The sequence below is a fragment of the Acinetobacter higginsii genome (assembly GCF_000369525.1).
Lineage (GTDB): Bacteria > Pseudomonadota > Gammaproteobacteria > Pseudomonadales > Moraxellaceae > Acinetobacter > Acinetobacter higginsii.
The window spans coordinates 594,979-615,116 of sequence record NZ_KB850072.1 but is presented as its reverse complement, the minus strand read 5'-3'; the positions used below and the strand labels follow the sequence as shown (position 1 = coordinate 615,116).

General features: G+C 44.2%; 13 protein-coding genes and 1 pseudogene. 7 read left to right on the top strand and 7 right to left on the bottom strand.

The window, feature by feature from the left end:
• Positions 1 to 61 precede the first annotated feature (61 nt).
• The gene (locus F902_RS08845; protein ID WP_005202742.1) at positions 62 to 982 is read left to right on the top strand and encodes a LysR family transcriptional regulator; all 921 of its coding nucleotides are present in this window, start codon (positions 62 to 64) and stop codon (positions 980 to 982) included.
• 68 nt (positions 983 to 1,050) lie between these two features.
• Here F902_RS08845 and F902_RS08840 read toward each other — a convergent pair whose 3' ends face one another.
• The 6 genes from F902_RS08840 to F902_RS08815 all read right to left on the bottom strand — a co-directional run bounded on the left by F902_RS08840 (position 1,051) and on the right by F902_RS08815 (position 8,313).
• Positions 1,051 to 2,418 carry an MFS transporter gene (locus F902_RS08840; protein WP_005202740.1) on the bottom strand — a complete coding sequence of 456 codons (1,368 nt, stop codon included), beginning with the start codon at positions 2,416 to 2,418 and terminating at the stop codon, positions 1,051 to 1,053.
• A gap of 90 nt (positions 2,419 to 2,508) precedes the next feature.
• A complete protein-coding gene (locus F902_RS08835) occupies positions 2,509 to 3,795 on the bottom strand; it encodes a DcaP family trimeric outer membrane transporter (protein WP_005202738.1) in 1,287 nt (428 codons plus the stop codon).
• A 248-nt stretch (positions 3,796 to 4,043) separates the two neighbouring features.
• On the bottom strand, positions 4,044 to 4,784 hold the full coding sequence (locus F902_RS08830; protein WP_005202737.1) for a class I SAM-dependent methyltransferase: 741 nt from the start codon (positions 4,782 to 4,784) through the stop codon (positions 4,044 to 4,046).
• Positions 4,785 to 4,807: 23 nt separating this feature from the next.
• A complete protein-coding gene (bioB, locus tag F902_RS08825; protein ID WP_005202734.1) occupies positions 4,808 to 5,800 on the bottom strand; it encodes a biotin synthase BioB in 993 nt (330 codons plus the stop codon).
• A gap of 87 nt (positions 5,801 to 5,887) precedes the next feature.
• Positions 5,888 to 7,582 (bottom strand): AMP-binding protein, encoded by a 1,695-nt coding sequence (locus F902_RS08820; protein WP_005202733.1) that lies wholly within the window; start codon positions 7,580 to 7,582, stop codon positions 5,888 to 5,890.
• Between the two features lie 113 nt (positions 7,583 to 7,695).
• Positions 7,696 to 8,313 (bottom strand): TetR/AcrR family transcriptional regulator, encoded by a 618-nt coding sequence (locus F902_RS08815; RefSeq protein WP_005187203.1) that lies wholly within the window; start codon positions 8,311 to 8,313, stop codon positions 7,696 to 7,698.
• Positions 8,314 to 8,461: 148 nt separating this feature from the next.
• On the opposite strand from F902_RS08815, the gene F902_RS08810 reads away from it, so the two are divergent.
• From F902_RS08810 to F902_RS08790, 5 genes and pseudogenes are all read left to right on the top strand, one after another.
• Positions 8,462 to 9,634, top strand: a complete 1,173-nt coding sequence (locus tag F902_RS08810) for an isovaleryl-CoA dehydrogenase (RefSeq protein WP_005202727.1) — start codon at positions 8,462 to 8,464, stop codon at positions 9,632 to 9,634.
• A gap of 24 nt (positions 9,635 to 9,658) precedes the next feature.
• Entirely contained in the window at positions 9,659 to 11,260 is a 1,602-nt protein-coding gene (locus F902_RS08805) for a carboxyl transferase domain-containing protein (protein WP_005202725.1), read from the top strand.
• A 9-nt stretch (positions 11,261 to 11,269) separates the two neighbouring features.
• Positions 11,270 to 12,104: pseudogene (locus F902_RS08800) on the top strand (enoyl-CoA hydratase/isomerase family protein).
• On the top strand, positions 12,086 to 14,077 hold the full coding sequence (locus tag F902_RS08795) for an acetyl/propionyl/methylcrotonyl-CoA carboxylase subunit alpha (protein WP_005202722.1): 1,992 nt from the start codon (positions 12,086 to 12,088) through the stop codon (positions 14,075 to 14,077). Before F902_RS08800 ends, F902_RS08795 begins: the two are co-directional and overlap by 19 nt.
• Positions 14,074 to 14,976, top strand: coding sequence for a hydroxymethylglutaryl-CoA lyase (locus F902_RS08790; protein ID WP_005202720.1), 903 nt, complete (start codon positions 14,074 to 14,076; stop codon positions 14,974 to 14,976). Before F902_RS08795 ends, F902_RS08790 begins: the two co-directional genes overlap by 4 nt.
• A 396-nt stretch (positions 14,977 to 15,372) precedes the next feature.
• Here F902_RS08790 and F902_RS08785 read toward each other — a convergent pair whose 3' ends face one another.
• Positions 15,373 to 16,311 carry a LysR family transcriptional regulator gene (locus F902_RS08785; protein WP_032812072.1) on the bottom strand — a complete coding sequence of 313 codons (939 nt, stop codon included), beginning with the start codon at positions 16,309 to 16,311 and terminating at the stop codon, positions 15,373 to 15,375.
• Positions 16,312 to 16,513: 202 nt separating this feature from the next.
• Between F902_RS08785 and F902_RS08780 the strand changes: the two genes are divergently transcribed.
• Positions 16,514 to 19,981 carry an indolepyruvate ferredoxin oxidoreductase family protein gene (locus F902_RS08780; RefSeq protein WP_005202715.1) on the top strand — a complete coding sequence of 1,156 codons (3,468 nt, stop codon included), beginning with the start codon at positions 16,514 to 16,516 and terminating at the stop codon, positions 19,979 to 19,981.
• Positions 19,982 to 20,138 lie beyond the last annotated feature (157 nt).

Below are 20,138 nucleotides of genomic sequence, written 5' to 3'. Positions count from 1 at the left end.
CGCGTTATAGTTTTGATAAATTCAAATTATCTTGAGTTTAGATATAAAAAAGCAAAACTAAATGAAGCCTAAAAAATTAAATCAAGTGACTGATTTTGATATAAAACTGCTCAAAATTTTTAAAACGGTGTGTGACTGCCACAGCTTTAGCGCTGCGGAAAGTCTACTTGGCATCAGTCGTTCTGCGATTAGTCTGCATATGAGTGATCTGGAAAATCGGCTCGGTATTCGACTGTGTCAGCGTGGTCGAGCAGGCTTTGCCCTGACCGATGATGGTCGTGAAATTCTGGAATATATTGAAGTGTTGAATGCTTCGATTGAAGACTTTCGAGCCAAAATCAATCAAATGCATAATCAGCTCAAAGGTGAATTTAATATTGGGATTATTAATAATTTAGTCACCATGCCCAGCGCCTATATCACCAATACCCTTGCGCTATTGGCTGATGAAAATCCAGAAGTGGTGATTAATATCAGTATGAGTACCTTGTCCGATATTGAATGTCGCGTCTTGGACAACCGCTTACATGCAGGTGCCATCCCCTTAGTCACCCCATTATCTGGCTTAGATTATTTTGATTTATATAGCGAAAAGTCTTTACTCTACTGCGGTAAAAATCACCCGCTGTTTCAACATTTAGGTGGCTTCCACACTGCAGATTTAAAAAACTGGCAAGCGGTATTGCCCAATTATGCAACGACAGCAGAGGCGGCAAAATTACACCAACTGCTCGATTGCTCAGCCACAGCCAGTGACCGTGAAGGCATCGCCTTTCTGATCTTAACAGGTAAGTTTCTCGGTTTTTTACCCGATCATTATGCGAGGAAATGGGTGGAGGATGGTTTTATGCAACCGATTTTACAGGAGGTGATGCATTACAGTACCCCGATCTGTCTGATCACCCATAAAGGCAAAAACTACCATATGATTTTAAAAACCTTTATGGAGATCCTAAAAACTAGAATCATGCCGTTGAGTTAACTCAGAGTAGAATACAAAAGTCGATGCGTTGAGCGCATCGACTTTGTTTTATAAGTAATATTATATTGCTATGCTTCGCCTGTTTCAGCGATGTTTGTCGTAGGGCTCACTGCACTTTTACTCCCACTGTCTGACTCATGCCGTTTCAGCACCAACACCGCAAAGATCGCAATAATCGCAGGGATGGCAATCATCACAAAGTTCATCTTATGCGGTAGACCTAAGGTCAGCAGCATCCCTGTTAAAATTGGCCCAACAATAGCACCAATTCGGCCAACTGCAGATGCACAGCCAATCCCTGTCGAGCGCACACTCAATGGATAAAATTGCGCCACATAACTATATAAAAGGATTGAAGTACCAATAGTTGCAGCACCCGCAATCGTCACCAAACCATATAGTATATAGGCTGGCGAGTTATAACCGAGTCCGACCAAGGCAAAGACTCCTGCCACAAACATGGTTAAAATCACAGGCTTTAAGTGGAATTTATCTGACAGTATCCCACCAAAAATTGCCCCAAGCATGGCCCCAACGTTTAGCGCTAGCAGGAATAGGATACTTTTACCCAATGAATAACCTGCTGCCAGCATCAGTTTTGGTAACCAGCTACTCAATGCATAAACCATCAGCAAACACATAAAGAATAACAGCCAGAACATCAGCGTACTTAAAGCACGACCATGTTGAAATAAAGCTTTTGCCGAACTGCCTGTATCCAGATGATCGTCATTCAAGCATAAGCGTGTCTCACGGCTTAATGCCTGCTCTGGTGCAATTTTTTGAATGATGGCATGGGCTTGCTCAGTCTTGCCGCTTTTCACTAAAAAGGTCAGTGACTCAGGTAAGAACTTCCATAAAATCGGTAACAACAACAATGGAATACCTGCGATCAAGAACATGATTTGCCAACCTTGGCTTTCGACTAAATAACTGCCCAACAATGCCGAAATAATTCCACCGATGGCATAGCCACTAAACATGCTCCCAACCAAGGTACTGCGTATCCGTTTCGGTGCGTATTCAGAGGTTAACGCCACCAAATTCGGCATCACGCCGCCAATGCCTAAACCGGCTAAAAATCTTAAAATACCAAACTCAAAAGGTGTCGATGCAAATGCACCCCAAAAGGTAAAACCACTAAAAAACGTCACACAGATCAAGATCACATTTTTGCGACCGATTTTATCTGCCAAAGCCCCGAACAGCATGGCACCAAACATCATGCCGCATAAGGCGGTACTGGCCAACATACCCGCCTGTACCGCGGTGAGTGACCATTCCTGCATCAAGACAGGCAAAACCACACCATAAATAACCAGGTCATAACCGTCAAAAATAATAATCAGTAAGCACCAAAGCAAAATGCTCCAGTGAAAAGGGGTAAATTTTGCTTGGTCAATAATTGCATTGACATTCAACGTCGATGTTGCCATTTAATCATCTCCTCTATGAGATAAATTCTTGTTCATTTTTAAAAAGACATACTGCACCCTAAAGAAAAAACAGATTATTCAAGGTCTTGATTAAAAATCGTAACTCGCCATCATATTGAAGCGGTTATCAATCCCGTTACGGCCGTCAAAGGTTTCACGCTCGCCATAGACATATTCCACCCCCAAGGTGATGGGTTTATACGGGTTGTACATGGCATTGATCCAGCCCTGCCAAAGCTGCTTGTTTTGAGTTGCATTATTTTTTTGAATTTCGGCGAAAGTATTGTCATCCTTGGCTTTCATATAGCCATAACCCAAGGTTGAGCGAAGCTTCGAATTAAATTGATGGGTCAAGCCTGCTGAAATGGTGTCGAATTCATTGCTCTGAATATGATTTTTATCATCAATTACATAGCTGTTATTGGTCCAAAGCAGAAAACGGCCGTCACCTTTAACATGGTAATAATCGGCTTTTAAGAAAGTTTGTGGTGTCAGCTGATATTTACCGCCGAGCCCTACACCCCATGCCCATTCCTCATCATTACTGGTCTTTTTCTCCGCCATAAAAGTACGACCTGACAACAGTGAACCATTGGCAAATTTATGGTTCAACCGCCCAACTAAAGCAGGCAATCGCATTTCATTATCAGGGTCAGAGGTTGCAGTATATTTAGGGTCTTCAATCGCGACAGCAAAACTGGTATTGGCTGATAAATTATCGCTATAACGTACCAACGGAGAGCGTTGTAATGCGCCACCGACATAGGTTCCCGCATCAATGGTCTCTGGATAATATTCAGGTGCAATAAAGGTTGACCAGGTCTGACCAATCAACCATTTATCAAAGGTTAAATAGGCATGCCGAATACGGAATTGATCACGTGTACTGCCGCCAAAAAAATCCATTTCCAGCTTGCCACCAACATCACCTACTGTTGTAGGCGTTTTAAAATTTAAACCTAAACGGGTGACATTGACGGTTGAATGCAAGCGGTCTTTTTGTTGAGCTTCCTCAACAGTATGTTCCAGTGGCACACCACTGATATTGTTATACATAGTCGATGCGCCTTTGACCTGATAAGAAGCATCGGCACGGAGATAACCATATAAATTGACTTCAGCCCCACCTTTGCTGATATTCAGTTTTGGAGCTTGTGTTTCGGTCAGCTGTGGCGCAGCAGCTACGGCAACTGGAGCTGTCGATTGTGTCTGAACAGGTTGCTTCACATATTGTTGCAGCATGGCGCGCAACTCTTGAACTTCTTGTCTGAGTTGTGCAATTTCAGCACTTTCAGTTCCCGAATAAGCAGAGGACATAGCCGTTAAAACTGCCGTTGCCAATATGCTTTTTTGTACCGTTAAAATAAACTTTTTCATTAAAATCAATTTCCTTTTCGGCTGATCTTAAAACCCGTTTTAAGATCATTCTTTGTTTGTGTTTTTCCTTTGTCGCACAGATGTACCACATCACATTTTTTATTCTAAAAATTCAAACCATTGATTTATTTAGTTTTCACCTCCTATTTAAATAAATAGCCACTTTTTTCAAGACAGCAGAACCGAGCAGCGGCTATTGCAGCCACTGTTAAAAACTTCAGTTAAAAGCTAAAAATTAAGTTGCTGTTCTAATGTTGAATTCCTTGTTGAGTGAAAACAGCCTTGCCAGAAAGTTCCGAGGTCAAGATATCCTCCTGTTTTTTCTGGGCAATCAGTCCTTGATAAGTTAAAACTTGGCTAAAGCAATGCACCTGTTCAAAACCTGTGTGCTGAAGCAGTTGCCGATAAGCACCAAAAGAGATCCTAAAAAAGTCCTGCCCTAAACGTTCCATCATGGCTTGACTCTGCTCGACACTCAGACCATTGCTCTGACATAACAGTGGTAACGCTTGAAATTGTTGAGAATCTTCACAAGCCATTAAATCGTAGGTGATGAGCAATCCATCCGCTTTTAATCGCTTTGATATTTCAGTAAAGAAACTCGGTTTAAGTTCATGCGGCACAAAATGCGCAACTAAAATAGACAGGGCTGCATCAAATTTTGGCTGCGTAGGCAATGCTGCTGTTTCACCATGAACAAATTGCACACGCTCTGACTGACCAAGCCGCTGAATGAGTGCTTGTGCTTTATGCAACATACTTAAAGAAGGATCAACCGCTGTAAAACGCCAAGTCGGATGCCTATTCAATAAATACTCAAGCTCATAACCTGTACCACAACCAACAATTAAAATCTGCGCGTCTGAACTCAAAGATGACTGTAAAATCGCATCCACTTGTTGATGCATCAGCTCATAACCTGGAATCAGACGACGGATATGATCGTCATAGCGTTCCACTACTTGCTGATTGTTAAAATCTTTCGCCATTTGATCCTCTACTTTTAAATGCTTTAAACGGTCAGCATCGCATCAACAGATAACTGCTTTATAGAAGGTTTAGTCGCTTCGGTACTTAAGCCCAATTTTTGAAATAAGGCTTGGTCACGATTTTCACCTGCATTGGCGGTGGTCAACAGTTTTTCACCCGAAAAGATCGAATTAGCACCTGCCATAAATGCCAGAGCTTGATCTGAATCGGTTAATGCTTCACGGCCTGCCGAGAGTCGAATGTAACTTTGCGGCATGATTAATCGCGCCACCGCAATGGTCCGAATCCATTCAACCACATCCAGTTTTTCTACTTGAGCCAAAGGAGTCCCTTCTATCGGTACCAGCATATTGATCGGTACAGACTCAGGATGTAGCGGCAAAGTTGCAAGTTCATACAATAGACCAATTCGATCCTCTCGACTTTCACCTAAACCGACAATCCCACCACTACAGACTTTCAAGCCTGCCTGTCGAACATGGTCTAGTGTATCCAGTCGATCATCAAAAGTTCGGGTGCTGATAATGTGGGAATAATATTCACGCGAGGTATCCAGATTATGGTTGTAATAATCCAGACCTGCATCTTTTAAACGCTCCGCCTGAGAGGCATTCAACATGCCCAAAGTCATACAGGTTTCCAGTCCTAAAGCTTTGACCTCGCGCACCATGTCCAGTACATAAGGCATATCGCGCTCGTGAGGATTGCGCCATGCAGCACCCATACAAAAACGAGATGCACCTGAGGCTTTGGATTTTTGTGCCTCTTGAATGACTTTCTCGACGGCAATGCGTTTTTCTGCTTCCAGTTTTGAATCATAACGCGCCGATTGCGAACAGTACTTACAATCTTCAGGGCATTTCCCTGTCTTAATAGACAGCAAAGTACTGACCTGAATCGTATTCGCAGCAAAATATTGTCGGTGTAACTGTTGTGCCTGAAACAGCAAATCTAATAAAGGCTGCTCATACACAGCCTGTATTTCTGCACGTGACCAATCATTTCTAATCTTCATTTCTTGATCCTGATACCCTATGTTTAGAGAACAACCACGACATCAAAGCTCCTCCTCAGTCGCAATACACAGAGGAGGAATACGGTTTTAATCAAAAATTTCAGCAGTCAAATTCAGCTCTACCCGCATGATTTCCTGCAATTTAAATTTCTGTGCTTTGCCTGAAGCCGTCATTGGGAACTCATCAAAAAACTTAACGTAACGTGGCACTTTATTATGTGAAATATGCTCTTTGCAGAAACTACGGATACTGTCTTCATTGCTTTGATGGTGCTCGTGTAAAATGATGCAGGCACAGAGCTCTTCACCATAACGCATGTCGGGCAAACCGATCACTTGCACATCACAGACATCGGGATGGGTATATAAAAAGTCTTCGATTTCTTTGGGAAACAGGTTTTCTCCCCCGCGAATGACCACATCTTTAATCCGGCCTTTGATTTTGACAAAGCCCTCACTGTCCATTTCAGCGATATCACCCGTATGCATCCAGCCCGCTGTGTCGATCACTTCTTTGGTTTTTTCAGGCTCATCCCAATATCCCGCCATTACGGAATAACCACGTACGCAAAGTTCACCCAGTGTGCCTTGCGGCACAATTTCGCCTTCTAAATCGACAATTTTGACTTCCAAATGTGGATGAACATGCCCAACCGTACTGACTCGTTTATCAATTGAATCATCGATATAACTCTGCACACTGACTGGAGAGGTTTCGGTCATGCCATAACAGATGGTGATTTCTGACATATGCATACGGTCAATCACACGCTGCATGATTTCTCTCGGACATGGACTGCCTGCCATAATGCCCGTTCTTAAACTGCTCAAATCAAATTCGGCAAATTGCTCATGTTCCAAAATGGCAATAAACATGGTCGGCACACCATAAGCTGCCGTACATTTTTCCTGCTCAATGGTTTTTAAGCTTTCCAGTGGATTAAAGACTGAAGCAGGATAAACCATGGTTGCACCATGCGTAATGCAGGCCAGATTGCCCATCACCATGCCAAAACAATGGAATAAAGGCACCGAGATACAGACTCGATCTTGGGGGGTTAAGCCAATCCCTTCACCAACAAAATAACCATTATTCAGGATGTTATGATGCGTCAACATGGTTCCTTTTGGATTGCCTGTTGTACCAGAGGTAAATTGGATATTAATGGTTTCATCAAACTGCAATTGCTTAGCTAAGCGCTGTAACTCATCGAGCTGAGATTGATTTGGGGTTTCGAGCAAATCGCTAAAACGATGGATACCTATATGCTGTTGCTCATCAATTTTAATCACATATTTTAAATGCGGTAACCGAGCTGCATTCAATACCTTATCAGTACTGGATGCCAATTCTGGGGCAATCTTACTCAGCAATTCTTGATAATCTGCGGTCTTGAATTGTGAGGCAATAATCAAGCCTTTGCAGGAGACTTTATTGAGTACATATTCCAGTTCATGACTCTTATAGGCAGTATTCAGATTCACCAAAATAATGCCTGCTTTAAATGCGGCAAATTGGGTCACGGTCCATTCCACACAGTTGGGTGACCAGATTGCCAGTCGATCGCCTTTTTTCAAACCCAGCTTGAGCAGACTACAGGCAAATGCATTCACTTCATGCTGTAGTTCTTTGTAGCTTAAGCGTCGGTTCTGATGTGAACTGACAATCGCCTCTTGCTCAGCATATTGCTGGCAGGCTTGATCAAATTTATCTCCAATCGTCATCCCCAACAAGGGCTGCGAGCTGGTTCCAGAGGCATAGCTTAACCGTACATGTTGCATTGAATCATTCTCCTTGATTCTTTTTTAATTCTGTTCTTACCTGATCTAATTGTTGTAACTGCAACTACTCTTCAAACTGCCTATTGTTGTGATGTTAAACCGTTTTGTCTGCCCTACTTTTTCTGTACTGCATCCACACAAAAGTCAGCAATCTGTTTGGAAAAATAGTCTTTGTGCGCATGATCAAACTTGGTATTTTGTGCTGGATCCAACGGTTCAACCACCACATAGGTCATTGCCCCGACCACACACATGGCTGTTGTGTTTAAGTCATCCAGAACAAACTCACCACTTGCATTTCCATCTGCAAGGATTTTTTTAATACTTTGTTTAATCAACTGCTTTACCCGAAAACGCTCATGTTCAACGCTTGAATCCACAGGTTCAAACATGAGTGAATATGCCAGCTGCGGACTGTTCAAGGCCCGTTTTACAAAGGTCGCGACTGCCTTGTGCAATTTTTGTTGTGCGGTCAGATCACTTTCTGTGATGGCATCAATCACCAACAGTTCGGTATTGATGGCTTCTGACAAGACCTCAATTAGCACCTGACTTTTATTGTCAAAGTAGCGATACACCAGACCACTTGAGACCCCTGCTTGCTCAGCAATGGTTTGTATCTGTGCGTCTTTGAACCCTCCTTCTGAAATTAATTTTCTGGCTGAACTCAAAATCGATTTACGATTTTGCTCCATCCGCTCCTGCATTAAAGTTGATCGTTTATAGCTCATAAATTTTATTCTCTAACAAATAAAGTGAATTGTAAATCATTTTATGAATCACTATTCACTTTTTTAAAAATTCATTGTAAGGTAGTTCCTAAGCACACACAACAACGCTTAATGGAACAACAAATATAATCACTGGGATGACAACACAATGAACCTACGTAGCTTGAACTTTGGTCTGGATGAAACATTAATTGCTCTACAAGATTCGGTTGCTGCATTTTGTGCAAAGGAAATTGCACCTATTGCACAACAAGTCGATCAGGACAATGTATTCCCTGCCCATCTCTGGAAAAAATTTGGAGATATGGGATTGATGGGCTTAACCGTTTCTGAAGAATATGGCGGCACCAATCTAGGCTATCTGGCACATATCATCGTGTTGCAAGAAATTTCGCGTGCATCCGCCTCTATTGGTCTTTCTTATGGTGCGCATTCTAACTTGTGTATTAACCAGATCAACCGTAACGGCAGTGAGCAACAAAAGCAGAAATATTTACCCAAGCTGATTTCAGGTGACTTTGTCGGTGCTTTGGCGATGTCTGAACCCAACGCAGGTTCGGATGTGGTCAGTATGAAACTCCGTGCCGAACAAAAAGGCGATCACTTTGTTCTCAATGGTTCAAAAATGTGGATCACCAATGGCGGGGATGCTGATGTATTGGTGGTGTATGCCAAAACCGATCCACATGCAGGTGCCAAAGGCATGACCGCCTTCCTGATTGAAAAAGATATGCCCGGCTTTAGCCATGGTAAGCACCTAGATAAGTTGGGTATGCGTGGCTCTAATACCTATCCACTATTTTTTGACAATGTTGAAGTGCCTACCGAAAACGTACTTGGTGGCGTTGGCAATGGTGCCAAAGTACTGATGAGTGGTTTGGACTATGAACGAGCGGTTTTAAGTGCTGGGCCTTTAGGCATTATGGATGCCTGTCTGGATGTGGTGATTCCCTACCTGCATGAACGTGAACAATTCGGTCAGGCCTTGGGTGAATTTCAATTGATGCAAGGCAAACTGGCGGATATGTATTCCACTTGGCTGGCTTGTAAAGCCTTGGTCTATGCGGTTGGTGCGGCCTGTGACAAAGCCGACCATGACCGTAGCTTACGCAAAGATGCAGCCAGTGCAATTTTATATGCAGCAGAAAAAGCCACGTGGATGGCAGGCGAAACCATTCAAACGCTCGGTGGTAATGGTTATATCAATGAATTTTCAGCTGGTCGTTTATGGCGTGATGCCAAACTTTATGAAATCGGTGCAGGCACCTCTGAAATTCGCCGTATGCTGATTGGCCGCGAATTGTTCAATGAAACCAAATAATAATAAATAATAAGGACGCAGCATATGAACCAATTACACAGCAAAATTAATGTTCGAAGTGAAGACTTCAAAACCAATCAACATGCCATGCAAACATTGGTCAGCGATCTGAAACAAGTGGCTCAAAAAGTGGCACTTGGTGGTGGCGAAAATGCCCGCCAAAAACATTTGGCCAGAGGCAAACTATTACCACGCGATCGTATTGATCAACTGATTGACGTCGGTACTGCTTTTTTAGAAATTGGTCAATTGGCTGCTTACAAGGTATATGAAGATGACATCCCTGCTGCGGGTGTGATTGCAGGTATTGGTCAAGTTAATGGTGTGACCTGCATGATCGTCGCCAATGATGCAACCGTCAAAGGTGGCACCTATTATCCATTGACGGTGAAAAAGCATTTACGTGCGCAGGAAATTGCAGAGCAAAATCACTTGACATGTATTTATCTCGTCGATTCAGGCGGTGCATTCTTACCGATGCAAGATGAGGTCTTCCCTGATCGAGATCATTTCGGGCGTATTTTCTATAATCAAGCGCGTATGTCGAGCCAAGGTATCGCCCAAATTGCGGTAGTGATGGGCAGCTGTACCGCTGGTGGTGCTTATGTCCCTGCCATGTCGGATGAAACGATTATTGTCCGTAATCAAGGTACGATTTTTCTTGGCGGCCCACCATTAGTCAAAGCCGCAACGGGTGAAGTGGTCAGCAGTGAAGATTTGGGTGGTGGTGATGTACATACCCGCCTATCAGGGGTTGCCGATCATTTGGCTGAAAATGATGAACACGCACTTGCGATTGCCCGTAACATTGTTGCCAATTTGAATAAAAAGCCAAATGAATTAAACAAGCAGATTGATGAACCGCTATTTGATGCCAACGAACTTTATGGCGTTGTACCAAGTGATGCACGTAAACCTTTCGATGTACGTGAAGTCATTGCCCGCATCGTAGACGGCTCGCGCTTTGATGAATTTAAAGCACGTTTTGGCTCAACTCTGATCACAGGTTTTGCCTCTTTGTATGGGATGCCTGTTGGCATCATTGCCAATAACGGGATTCTATTTTCTGAATCTGCACAGAAAGGCGCACACTTTATCGAGCTATGTACTCAACGTAATATCCCATTGCTATTTATCCAAAACATCACTGGCTTTATGGTCGGTCGCCAATATGAAAATGAAGGCATTGCCAAAAATGGTGCCAAACTGGTGATGGCGGTAGCGACAGCCAATGTACCAAAACTCACCCTGATTATTGGCGGTTCTTTCGGTGCGGGTAACTATGGCATGTGCGGACGTGCTTACTCACCACGCTTTTTATGGACTTGGCCAAACTCGCGCATTTCAGTGATGGGTGGTGAACAAGCTGCCAGCGTACTGTCGACCTTGAAACGTGATCAGATTGAGCAAAAAGGCGCGCAATGGTCAGCACAGGAAGAAGATCAATTTAAACAACCGATTCGTGAACAATATGAGCATCAAGGGCACCCGTATTATGCCTCTGCCCGCCTCTGGGATGACGGCGTGATTGACCCTGCTCAAACCCGTCATGTGCTGGGTCTGAGCCTTGCTGCTGCGCTGAATGCGCCGATTCAACCGACCAAGTTCGGCGTGTTCCGCATGTAAGAGGTGTCTATGAGCTATCAATTTTTACAATTGGAACAACACGGTCAAGTGGCCTATGTGTGGCTAAACCGACCAGAACTGCACAATGCCTTTAATACTACGGTGATTGAAGAATTACATGCCTGCTTTACCAGCCTCAACACACGAGATGATGTGCGTGTGGTGGTCTTAGCAGGACGTGGCAAAAGCTTTTCAGCAGGTGCCGATCTGAATTGGATGAAACAGGCAGGTCAAGCCTCTTCCGCAGAAAATGAAGCCGATGCACTCAAACTTGCACAGATGCTAAATGCTCTCGCGACCTTAAAGCAACCGACACTTGCGCGTGTGCATGGCATTGCCTTTGGCGGTGGTATGGGCTTGGCATCGGCCTGTGATATTTGTATTGCCAGTACTGACGCCAAATTTGCGACTTCTGAAGTTCGGCTCGGTCTTGCGCCATCTACCATCAGTCCCTATGTGATTCGTGCCATTGGTGCTCGGCAGGCTTCTCGTTACTTCTTAACAGCTGAACGTATTTCAGCACGCGAGGCCAAGCAGATTGGCTTGGCCCATGAAGTCGCCGATGCAGAAGACTTGGACCAAAAAGTTCAAGAAATTATTAATGCATTGCTGCTCGGTGGACCTCAGGCGCAGGCTGCATCGAAACAGTTAATTCAGATGGTCAGCCACCAAACGATGAGTGATGATTTGCTTAAGCAAACTGCACAGCATATTGCTCAAGTTCGTCAAGGCAGTGAAGCCAAAGAAGGTTTGAATGCCTTTTTAAATAAACAACAACCTGCGTGGACTTCCACTCCCCAATAACAACAATTCAGGACGATCACAATGTTTGAAAAGATTTTAATTGCGAACCGTGGCGAGATTGCCTGCCGTGTGATTCGTACTGCAAAAAAACTCGGTATTGCAACGGTTGCAGTGTATTCAGATGCAGATGCCCATGCACAGCATGTTAAATTGGCGGATGAAGCGATTTATATTGGGCAATCCCCTGCCACACAAAGTTATTTACAAGTAGATCGTATTATTCAGGCGGCGATTGATACGGGCAGCCAAGCAATTCACCCGGGTTACGGCTTCTTGTCCGAAAATGACCAATTTGCCCTCGCTTGTCAGCAACACAATATTTGCTTCATTGGCCCACCTGTCGATGCGATTTTAGCTATGGGTCTCAAAGCGACCTCTAAAGCCTTGATGGAAAAAGCAGGTGTGCCTTTAACACCGGGTTATCACGGCACCAATCAAGAGGCTGAGTTTTTAAAACAGCAAGCCGATGCAATTGGTTATCCAGTACTGATCAAAGCCAGTGCTGGCGGTGGTGGTAAAGGCATGAGCTTGGTCGAGCGTAGTGAAGATTTCTTGCAATCCTTAGCCTCATGTAAACGTGAAGCTAAATCAAGCTTTGGTAATGATGATGTCCTAATTGAACGCTATGTGATTCAACCGCGTCATATTGAAGTACAAGTCTTTGGCGATACGCATGGCAATTATGTACATCTATTTGAACGTGATTGTTCGGTACAACGTCGTCATCAAAAAGTACTTGAAGAAGCCCCTGCACCACAAATGCCTACTGAAAAATTGGATGCCATGCGTCAAGCTGCGATTGATGCTGCCCGTGCAGTGGATTACGTCGGTGCGGGTACAGTTGAGTTTATTGTGGAACAGGACGGCACCGCCTATTTCATGGAAATGAACACCCGTCTACAAGTTGAACATCCTGTCACCGAAATGATTACTGGTGAAGATCTGGTCGAATGGCAATTGCGTGTCGCCGATGGTGAACCACTACCAAAACTGCAACATCAATTACAGATTCATGGCCATGCCCTTGAAGCCCGTATCTATGCAGAAGAACCCGAAAAAGGCTTCTTACCTGCCATCGGCAAAATTGACTATCTACACTACCCAACGCAAAACCAATCTGTCCGTGTTGACAGCGGTATCGTAGAAGGTGATGAAATCACCACCTATTACGACCCAATGATTGCCAAATTGATTGTATGGGGCAAAAACCGTGAAGCGGCTTTGATCCAAATGCAGCATGCACTCAGTCAATTCCATGTCGATGGTTTGGGAAATAACATTGCCTTTTTGGAAAAAATTGTACGCTGTGATTCATTTAAACAGGCCAAACTGGATACCAATCTGATTCAGCGTGAACATGATTTCTTGTTCCAGCCTGAACAGATTAAACCTGAATTGGTGGTTGCGACGGCCTTTATCGAATTTTTAAGTAAACTCAATCACAACCACTCTAGCCAAAAACAGTTATGGCAAGCACAACCGCTATGGCGTTTAAATATTGCCTTTAAGCAAACCATCAAACTGAACTATCTAGATCAGAATATTCAAATCAAGCTAAGTGCGGCAGAACACGGTTTTAATACAGAATATAACGGCGAAAGTTATCAGATTTCTGGACAATTATTGGATGCACACACAGCGGTGATTCATCTCAATGGTACCCAACAGAAACTGTCATTTAACCAGAGTTTGCAAGGCATTACCCTGTTCCATACGGGACAAAGCTATAAGTTTGGCTATATTCGTCAAGATTATCATCAGGACGATAGCCAAGCAGATCAAGGCCATCTCAAAGCACCCATGCCGGGTGTGGTGACTCAGGTTCTGGTCGGCGCTAATCATAATGTCAAAAAAGACGATATTTTAATGACGCTTGAAGCAATGAAAATGGAATACACCATTCGCGCACCGCAAGATGGCGTGATTGTTGATGCCTATTTTCAGGTGGGTGATCAGGTCAAAGCTGGCGATGAACTGGTGGAATTTCAGCCTTTACAGGAGGAAGTTGCATGAGTGAGTTTGTCAAAATCGTGGAAGTTGGACCCCGAGATGGTCTGCAAAATGAAAAACAGGCGTTGACCGTCGAACAACGCCTAGACTTTATTCATGATCTGATAAGTGCTGGACTAAAATCAATTGAGGTCGGTTCCTGTGTATCTGCCAAATGGGTGCCGCAAATGGCGCAAAGCGATGAGCTGTTTAAGCAGCTCCCACAAGGTACCGATCTGAATTTAAGCCTACTTACCCCCAATATCAAAGGTTTTGAGGCTGCTCAGGCTGTGAGATGCAAAGAGGTTGCGGTATTTACCGCAGCTTCTGAAAGCTTTACCCGTAAAAATATCAACTGCTCAATCGACGAGAGCTTTGAAAAATTCGCTGATGTGCTACGTGCAGCCAAAGCACAGCATATTCGTGTCCGTGGTTATGTCTCTTGTATCGTCGATTGTCCTTATGAAGGTGCGATTGCACCTAAGCAAGTGGTCAACGTGGTTAAACGACTGTATGACATGGGTTGTTATGAAGTGTCTTTAGGTGAGACCATCGGTACCGCCACACCAGATCGAGTCAAAAAAGTTTGGCAAGCTTGTCTAGCTGAACTCGACAGCAAAGTTTTGGCAGGACATTTTCACAATACTTACGGCATGGCGATTGCCAATATCTATCAGTCCTTACAACAAGGCATTCGTGTGTTTGATTCATCCCTTGCTGGACTGGGTGGTTGCCCCTATGCCAAAGGCGCTTCTGGCAATGTCGCCACTGAAGACCTATTCTATTTACTCTCCCATATGGGCTTTGAAACGGGGATTGATTTAGAAAAACTGATGCAAGCCAGCCAAAATATTAGCCATGTCTTAAACCGAAAAAGCTTATCTAACTATGCGACAGCATATTGGCAAAGCCGTTGTGTTTAAGCAACTCAAATATTACTCTTAACTGTAATCTGGTGAATCAAAGTTCATTTTTAAACTCACAAAACTGATCACCAGACATTTTACTCTTGTTTCATAATTTCTTTAAACAACACAGGTTTGCTGTAGTTATATGATACTCGGAGACGTCATCTACAACCTGCGTGATATCTGTAAGATTCTGTTTTTGCAATCCATCTATTTAATTGAAAGAAGTGAACAGGTTTTGTAGATGACAATGCTTTTGCTTACTTTGGGCGAAACCAAAGTAAGGCGAACCGCAGGTTATTGCTAAAAACAGGATGAGAGCACTATATGACTCTGGCATGATTATTTATTTTCAATAGTTTAAAAATAAATTTCATTAAACTCAGATAAATAATATATTCAATAACCAATTTATAAAAAATAATCCGTATCCATTTGGATTTTCGGAGAAATATGCTGCTCGACCCATTCCAGCCATGCCCGTGTTTTTGCATCCACAAAATGACGCGATGGCAATAAGGTATACACCCCGATATCAGGTGATCGCCAAGCAGGTAAAATACGGCGCAGTCGCCCTGCTCGAATCGCATCAATCGATGAGAAGGTCGGTAATAATGCAATGCCCATATCCTGTTGTACAACATCCAGCAACAACTCAGGTGTATCAGCAATCAAGGGTCCATTGATATCAATCTGATAAGAACAGCTATTTTCACTGACTAGATGCCATTGCGGGGTAATCGAAGGGTTAACCAAGCGCAAGCAGGCATGCTTTTGCAAATCATCCAAGGATTGAGGTTCGCCATACTTTTCTAAATATGCAGGTGATGCACATAACACCGAGAAGATGGTACCAATTCGACGTGCCACAAACCGTGAATCTGCCAATGACTCAGTGAGATATAGGCTAACATCAATGCCCTTACCTAATAAATCAGGCACATTTTGTGAAGTCCGATATTCAACCGTCAGGTCGGGATAGGTTTGACAGAAATCCGCCATCATCGGCGCCAGATAATGATGACCAAAACTGGCCATACTCAACACGCGCAATCGCCCTTGTGGTCTGGCTGCCATGCCCATGGCTTGTGCTTCGGACTCCTCCACCATCGCCAGTACTTGGCGACACTGCTCGGCATAGTTTGCACCAATTTCGGTCAAGGCATGCTGGCGGGTTGATCGTTGTAGTAGTTTTGTACCTAAACGCCCTTCTAACTCGCTAATTAATCGCGAAACTTGCGCAGTTGTCAGTTCCATCTGTTCAGCGGCAGCCGTGAAACTCCCGCTATCAATCACTTTCAGGAAGGCATGCATTGCATGTAAAAGTCCACCATCAAGATTTTTGCGCATAACGTAAATATCTTTTTCTAAATTACGCATTGTTGCACCAGTCTGGATCAACCACAATGACAAATATGTACATTGATTGAGCAGTTTTTTTTAGCAAACGCCGCTGATCAGTCTTTTTCAAACATGTACTTACTCCAAATATTCAACTGGATGTTGAAAAAAGAAAGTAGCCAAAACTACACACAATTCTAAGGAGACATAAATGAATATAGCGACAAAAGTTACTCCAAAAATGATCGCTACTAAAGATGTATCACTGGACGATAAATATATCAGTGATCACGGTTCGGCCTATATGACAGGCATTCAGGCACTGGTTCGGTTACCTCTAGCACAGACTCGCCGTGATGAATTGAACGGGTTGCATACTGCCGGCTTCATTTCAGGTTATCGCGGTTCCCCTGTCGGGAATTATGATAATTTCCTTTGGCAAATTGGAGGCCTGCTTAAAGATCACCATGTCGTCTTTCAACCTGGTATCAATGAAGACCTTGCAGCGACTGCCATTTGGGGCACGCAACAAGCCAACCTTGCAGGTCAGGGTAAATATGATGGTGTGAGCGCATGGTGGTATGGTAAAGGCCCAGGTGTAGACCGCTCAGGCGATGTGCTCCGCCATGCCAACCTTGCAGGAACGGCCAAACACAGTGGCGTGGTTGCCCTGTTTGGTGATGACCATTCCTGTAAATCATCCACCGTTCCACACCAATCTGAACATGTGATGATGGGTTGTGGCATTCCAATTTTCTATCCAACTTCGGTGCAACATATTCTCGATTTGGGCGTCCATGCGATTGCCATGTCACGTTTTGCTGGGGTTTGGACCTCAATGAAACTGGTCAGTGAAATTGTTGAAACCTCGGCTTCGGTCATTGTCGATCTGGATCGTGTCACACCTGTTTTACCTGAAATCGAGCTGCCTGCCGACGGCATCCATATTCGCTGGCCAGATCATGGCATCCAACAAGAACAACGACTCTATCAATATCGCTTACCCGCAGTATTGGCCTATGCACGTGCCAATCAACTGAATCAAATCACATGGCCGTGTGAGCATGCCCGTATTGGTATTGCCGCCAGTGGTAAAGGTTATCTCGATACCATCGAAGCCTTGCGCATTCTCGGCATTGAAAATGAAACAGCGCAACAACTTGGGCTACGGGTCTATCAAGTCGGTTTAATCTGGCCTTTGGAACCACAGGGTCTGCGTGAATTTGCTGTGGGTTTACAAGAACTGATTGTGGTCGAAGAAAAACGACCGATTCTGGAAGCACAAATTAAAGATGAATTATATTCCCTGCCTGATGAGCAACGTCCACATGTAATCGGCAAAGCGATCCATGGTAAAGGTGAATGGAGTACCTCATTTGAAGAAGCGCCGCTGATTGGGTATTACGAGTTCCAACCTGAACCGATTGCCAAAATGTTGGCAGCACGGTTTTTACAGTTAGATTTGCCTGAAAGTTTAAGACAGCAAATCCAGAGTCGTGTCGATTTACTGCATAAAGCTGAGCAAGAATCACGCCGTGTACTGGATTTGGCCGAGCGTAAACCGTATTTCTGTAGCGGCTGCCCGCATAACACCTCAACCGTCGTGCCAGAAGGCAGTCGTGCACTGGGTGGCATCGGTTGCCACTATATCGCAGTATCACTGGATCGCGGCACCGAAACCTTCTCGCAAATGGGAGGTGAAGGTGTGAGTTGGGCGGGTGCATCACATTTCACCAATGAAAAGCATATTTTTGCCAATCTCGGTGATGGCACCTACTTCCATTCAGGCTATCTGGCGATTCGACAAGCCATCGCAGCCAATATCAATATCACCTATAAAATCCTCTATAACGATGCGGTTGCCATGACCGGTGGTCAGCATGTTGATGGGCATTTGAGTGTCGCGCAACTGACTCGCCAGCTAGATGCAGAAGGCATTAAAAAACAGGTTATCGTGACCGATGAACCTGAGCTGATCCATGCTGAAGAACACCTTGCACCGCATGTCGAAATCCGCCATCGCAATGATCTTGATGCAGTACAACGTGAGTTACGTGATATTTCGGGTGTCACTGCTTTAATCTATGTGCAAACTTGTGCTAGTGAAAAACGCCGTCGCCGTAAACGTGATGCTTACCCTGACCCTGCTGAACGTCTTTATATCAATAGCGATATCTGTGAAGGTTGTGGCGATTGCTCCAAAAAATCAAATTGTCTTTCAATTGAACCCGTAGAAACCGCTTTGGGCACCAAACGTCAAATTAACCAAAGCAGCTGTAATAAAGACTTCACCTGTGTGGAAGGCTTCTGCCCAAGCTTTGTCACCGTGCATACCCGTGATATGAAACGCCCCGCCAAGTTTGAAGGTTTTGCGACAGGTTGGCCTGAACGCCCCGTCATTCCTCAACTGACTGATACACCAAATCGTATTATGGTCGGTGGTGTCGGCGGTACAGGTGTGGTCACCGTTGGGGCTTTACTGGGTATGGCAGCACACTTGGAAGGTAAAGCCACCCGTGTCATGGACATGGCTGGGCTGGCGCAAAAAGGTGGTACGGTGTATTCCTATATTCAAATTGCCGCAGATGATGCACAAATTTCATCGACCAAAATTCCTGAACATCAATGTGACTTATTAATTGGTGCTGATGCCATTGTGGCGGGCAGTAATGCCGCATTATCCCGTCTAAAACAAGATGCGATGGTGATCGTCAATGAAGATGGCTCACCTACCTCTGACTTTATTAACAAACGTGACTGGTATGCACCGATTCATGATTTGATTGATCGTCTGCGTGGTCGTGTCCACAAAGAAAATCTGCTCTCCTTACCTGCCGCACGAATCGCAACACAGGTTTTAGGTGATGCGATCTATGCTAATCAACTGCTCTTAGGAATGGCATGGCAATCAGGGCAAATTCCACTGTTACGTGAAAGTATTGAAAAAGCCATTCAACTGAATGGCACGGCGATTGATAAAAACCTTGAAGCCTTCCGTATTGGATGCCACCTTGCCAGTGACCCAAGCCTAATCATCCGTTTAATCGACAGCCTACCAAAAAGTAATGCACCACAAACACTGGCTGAACTGATCCATGATCGCACGATACGTTTGCAAGACTATTGGAATGAAGCCTATGCCAATCAATATCGTATGTTATTGGAACAGGTTGCTAAATTACTGCCTGAAGCACTGGCAATTACCATCGCAACTCAACTGTATCGTGTCATGGCCTATAAAGATGAATATGAAGTGGCACGTTTACTGACAGGTGCAAACTTTAAGAAATCCATTGAGTCACAATTTGGTCGTGGGGTACGTTTATCCTATCATCTTGCTCCACCGACACTAGGAACCAATGTGCGTAAACGTATCTTTGGTTACTGGATGCGCTTTCCAATGATGTTACTGGCGCGTTTACAATGGCTGCGCGAAAGTTTCTTTGATCCATTTGCACGTCAACAAGAACGTCAATATGAACATGCATGGCGTGATCGCTACATCGCCTTTGTTGAAACCCTGATCTCATCACCAAACAGCTATAATCTGGCTGTTGCAGAACAGATTGCCGAACTACCGGCTGAAGTCCGTGGTTTTGGACATATCAAAATGCAGGCGATGCAAAGCGCAAATCAACGCTGGGATGAGTTATCAGCCGATCTCACCAACAAAGTCTAAGCCCTATAGGTCACTGACTAAGCAGATCCAATTTCTGAGGAGATGCTTGGTCAGTTGATTAAAATTTAATTGCAGCACATCCCAAATAAGTTAAAGTATTTCGACTTAAGCTGAGCTCACCAAACAGCTCAGCCGAGAAAAATGATAAGAACTTGCT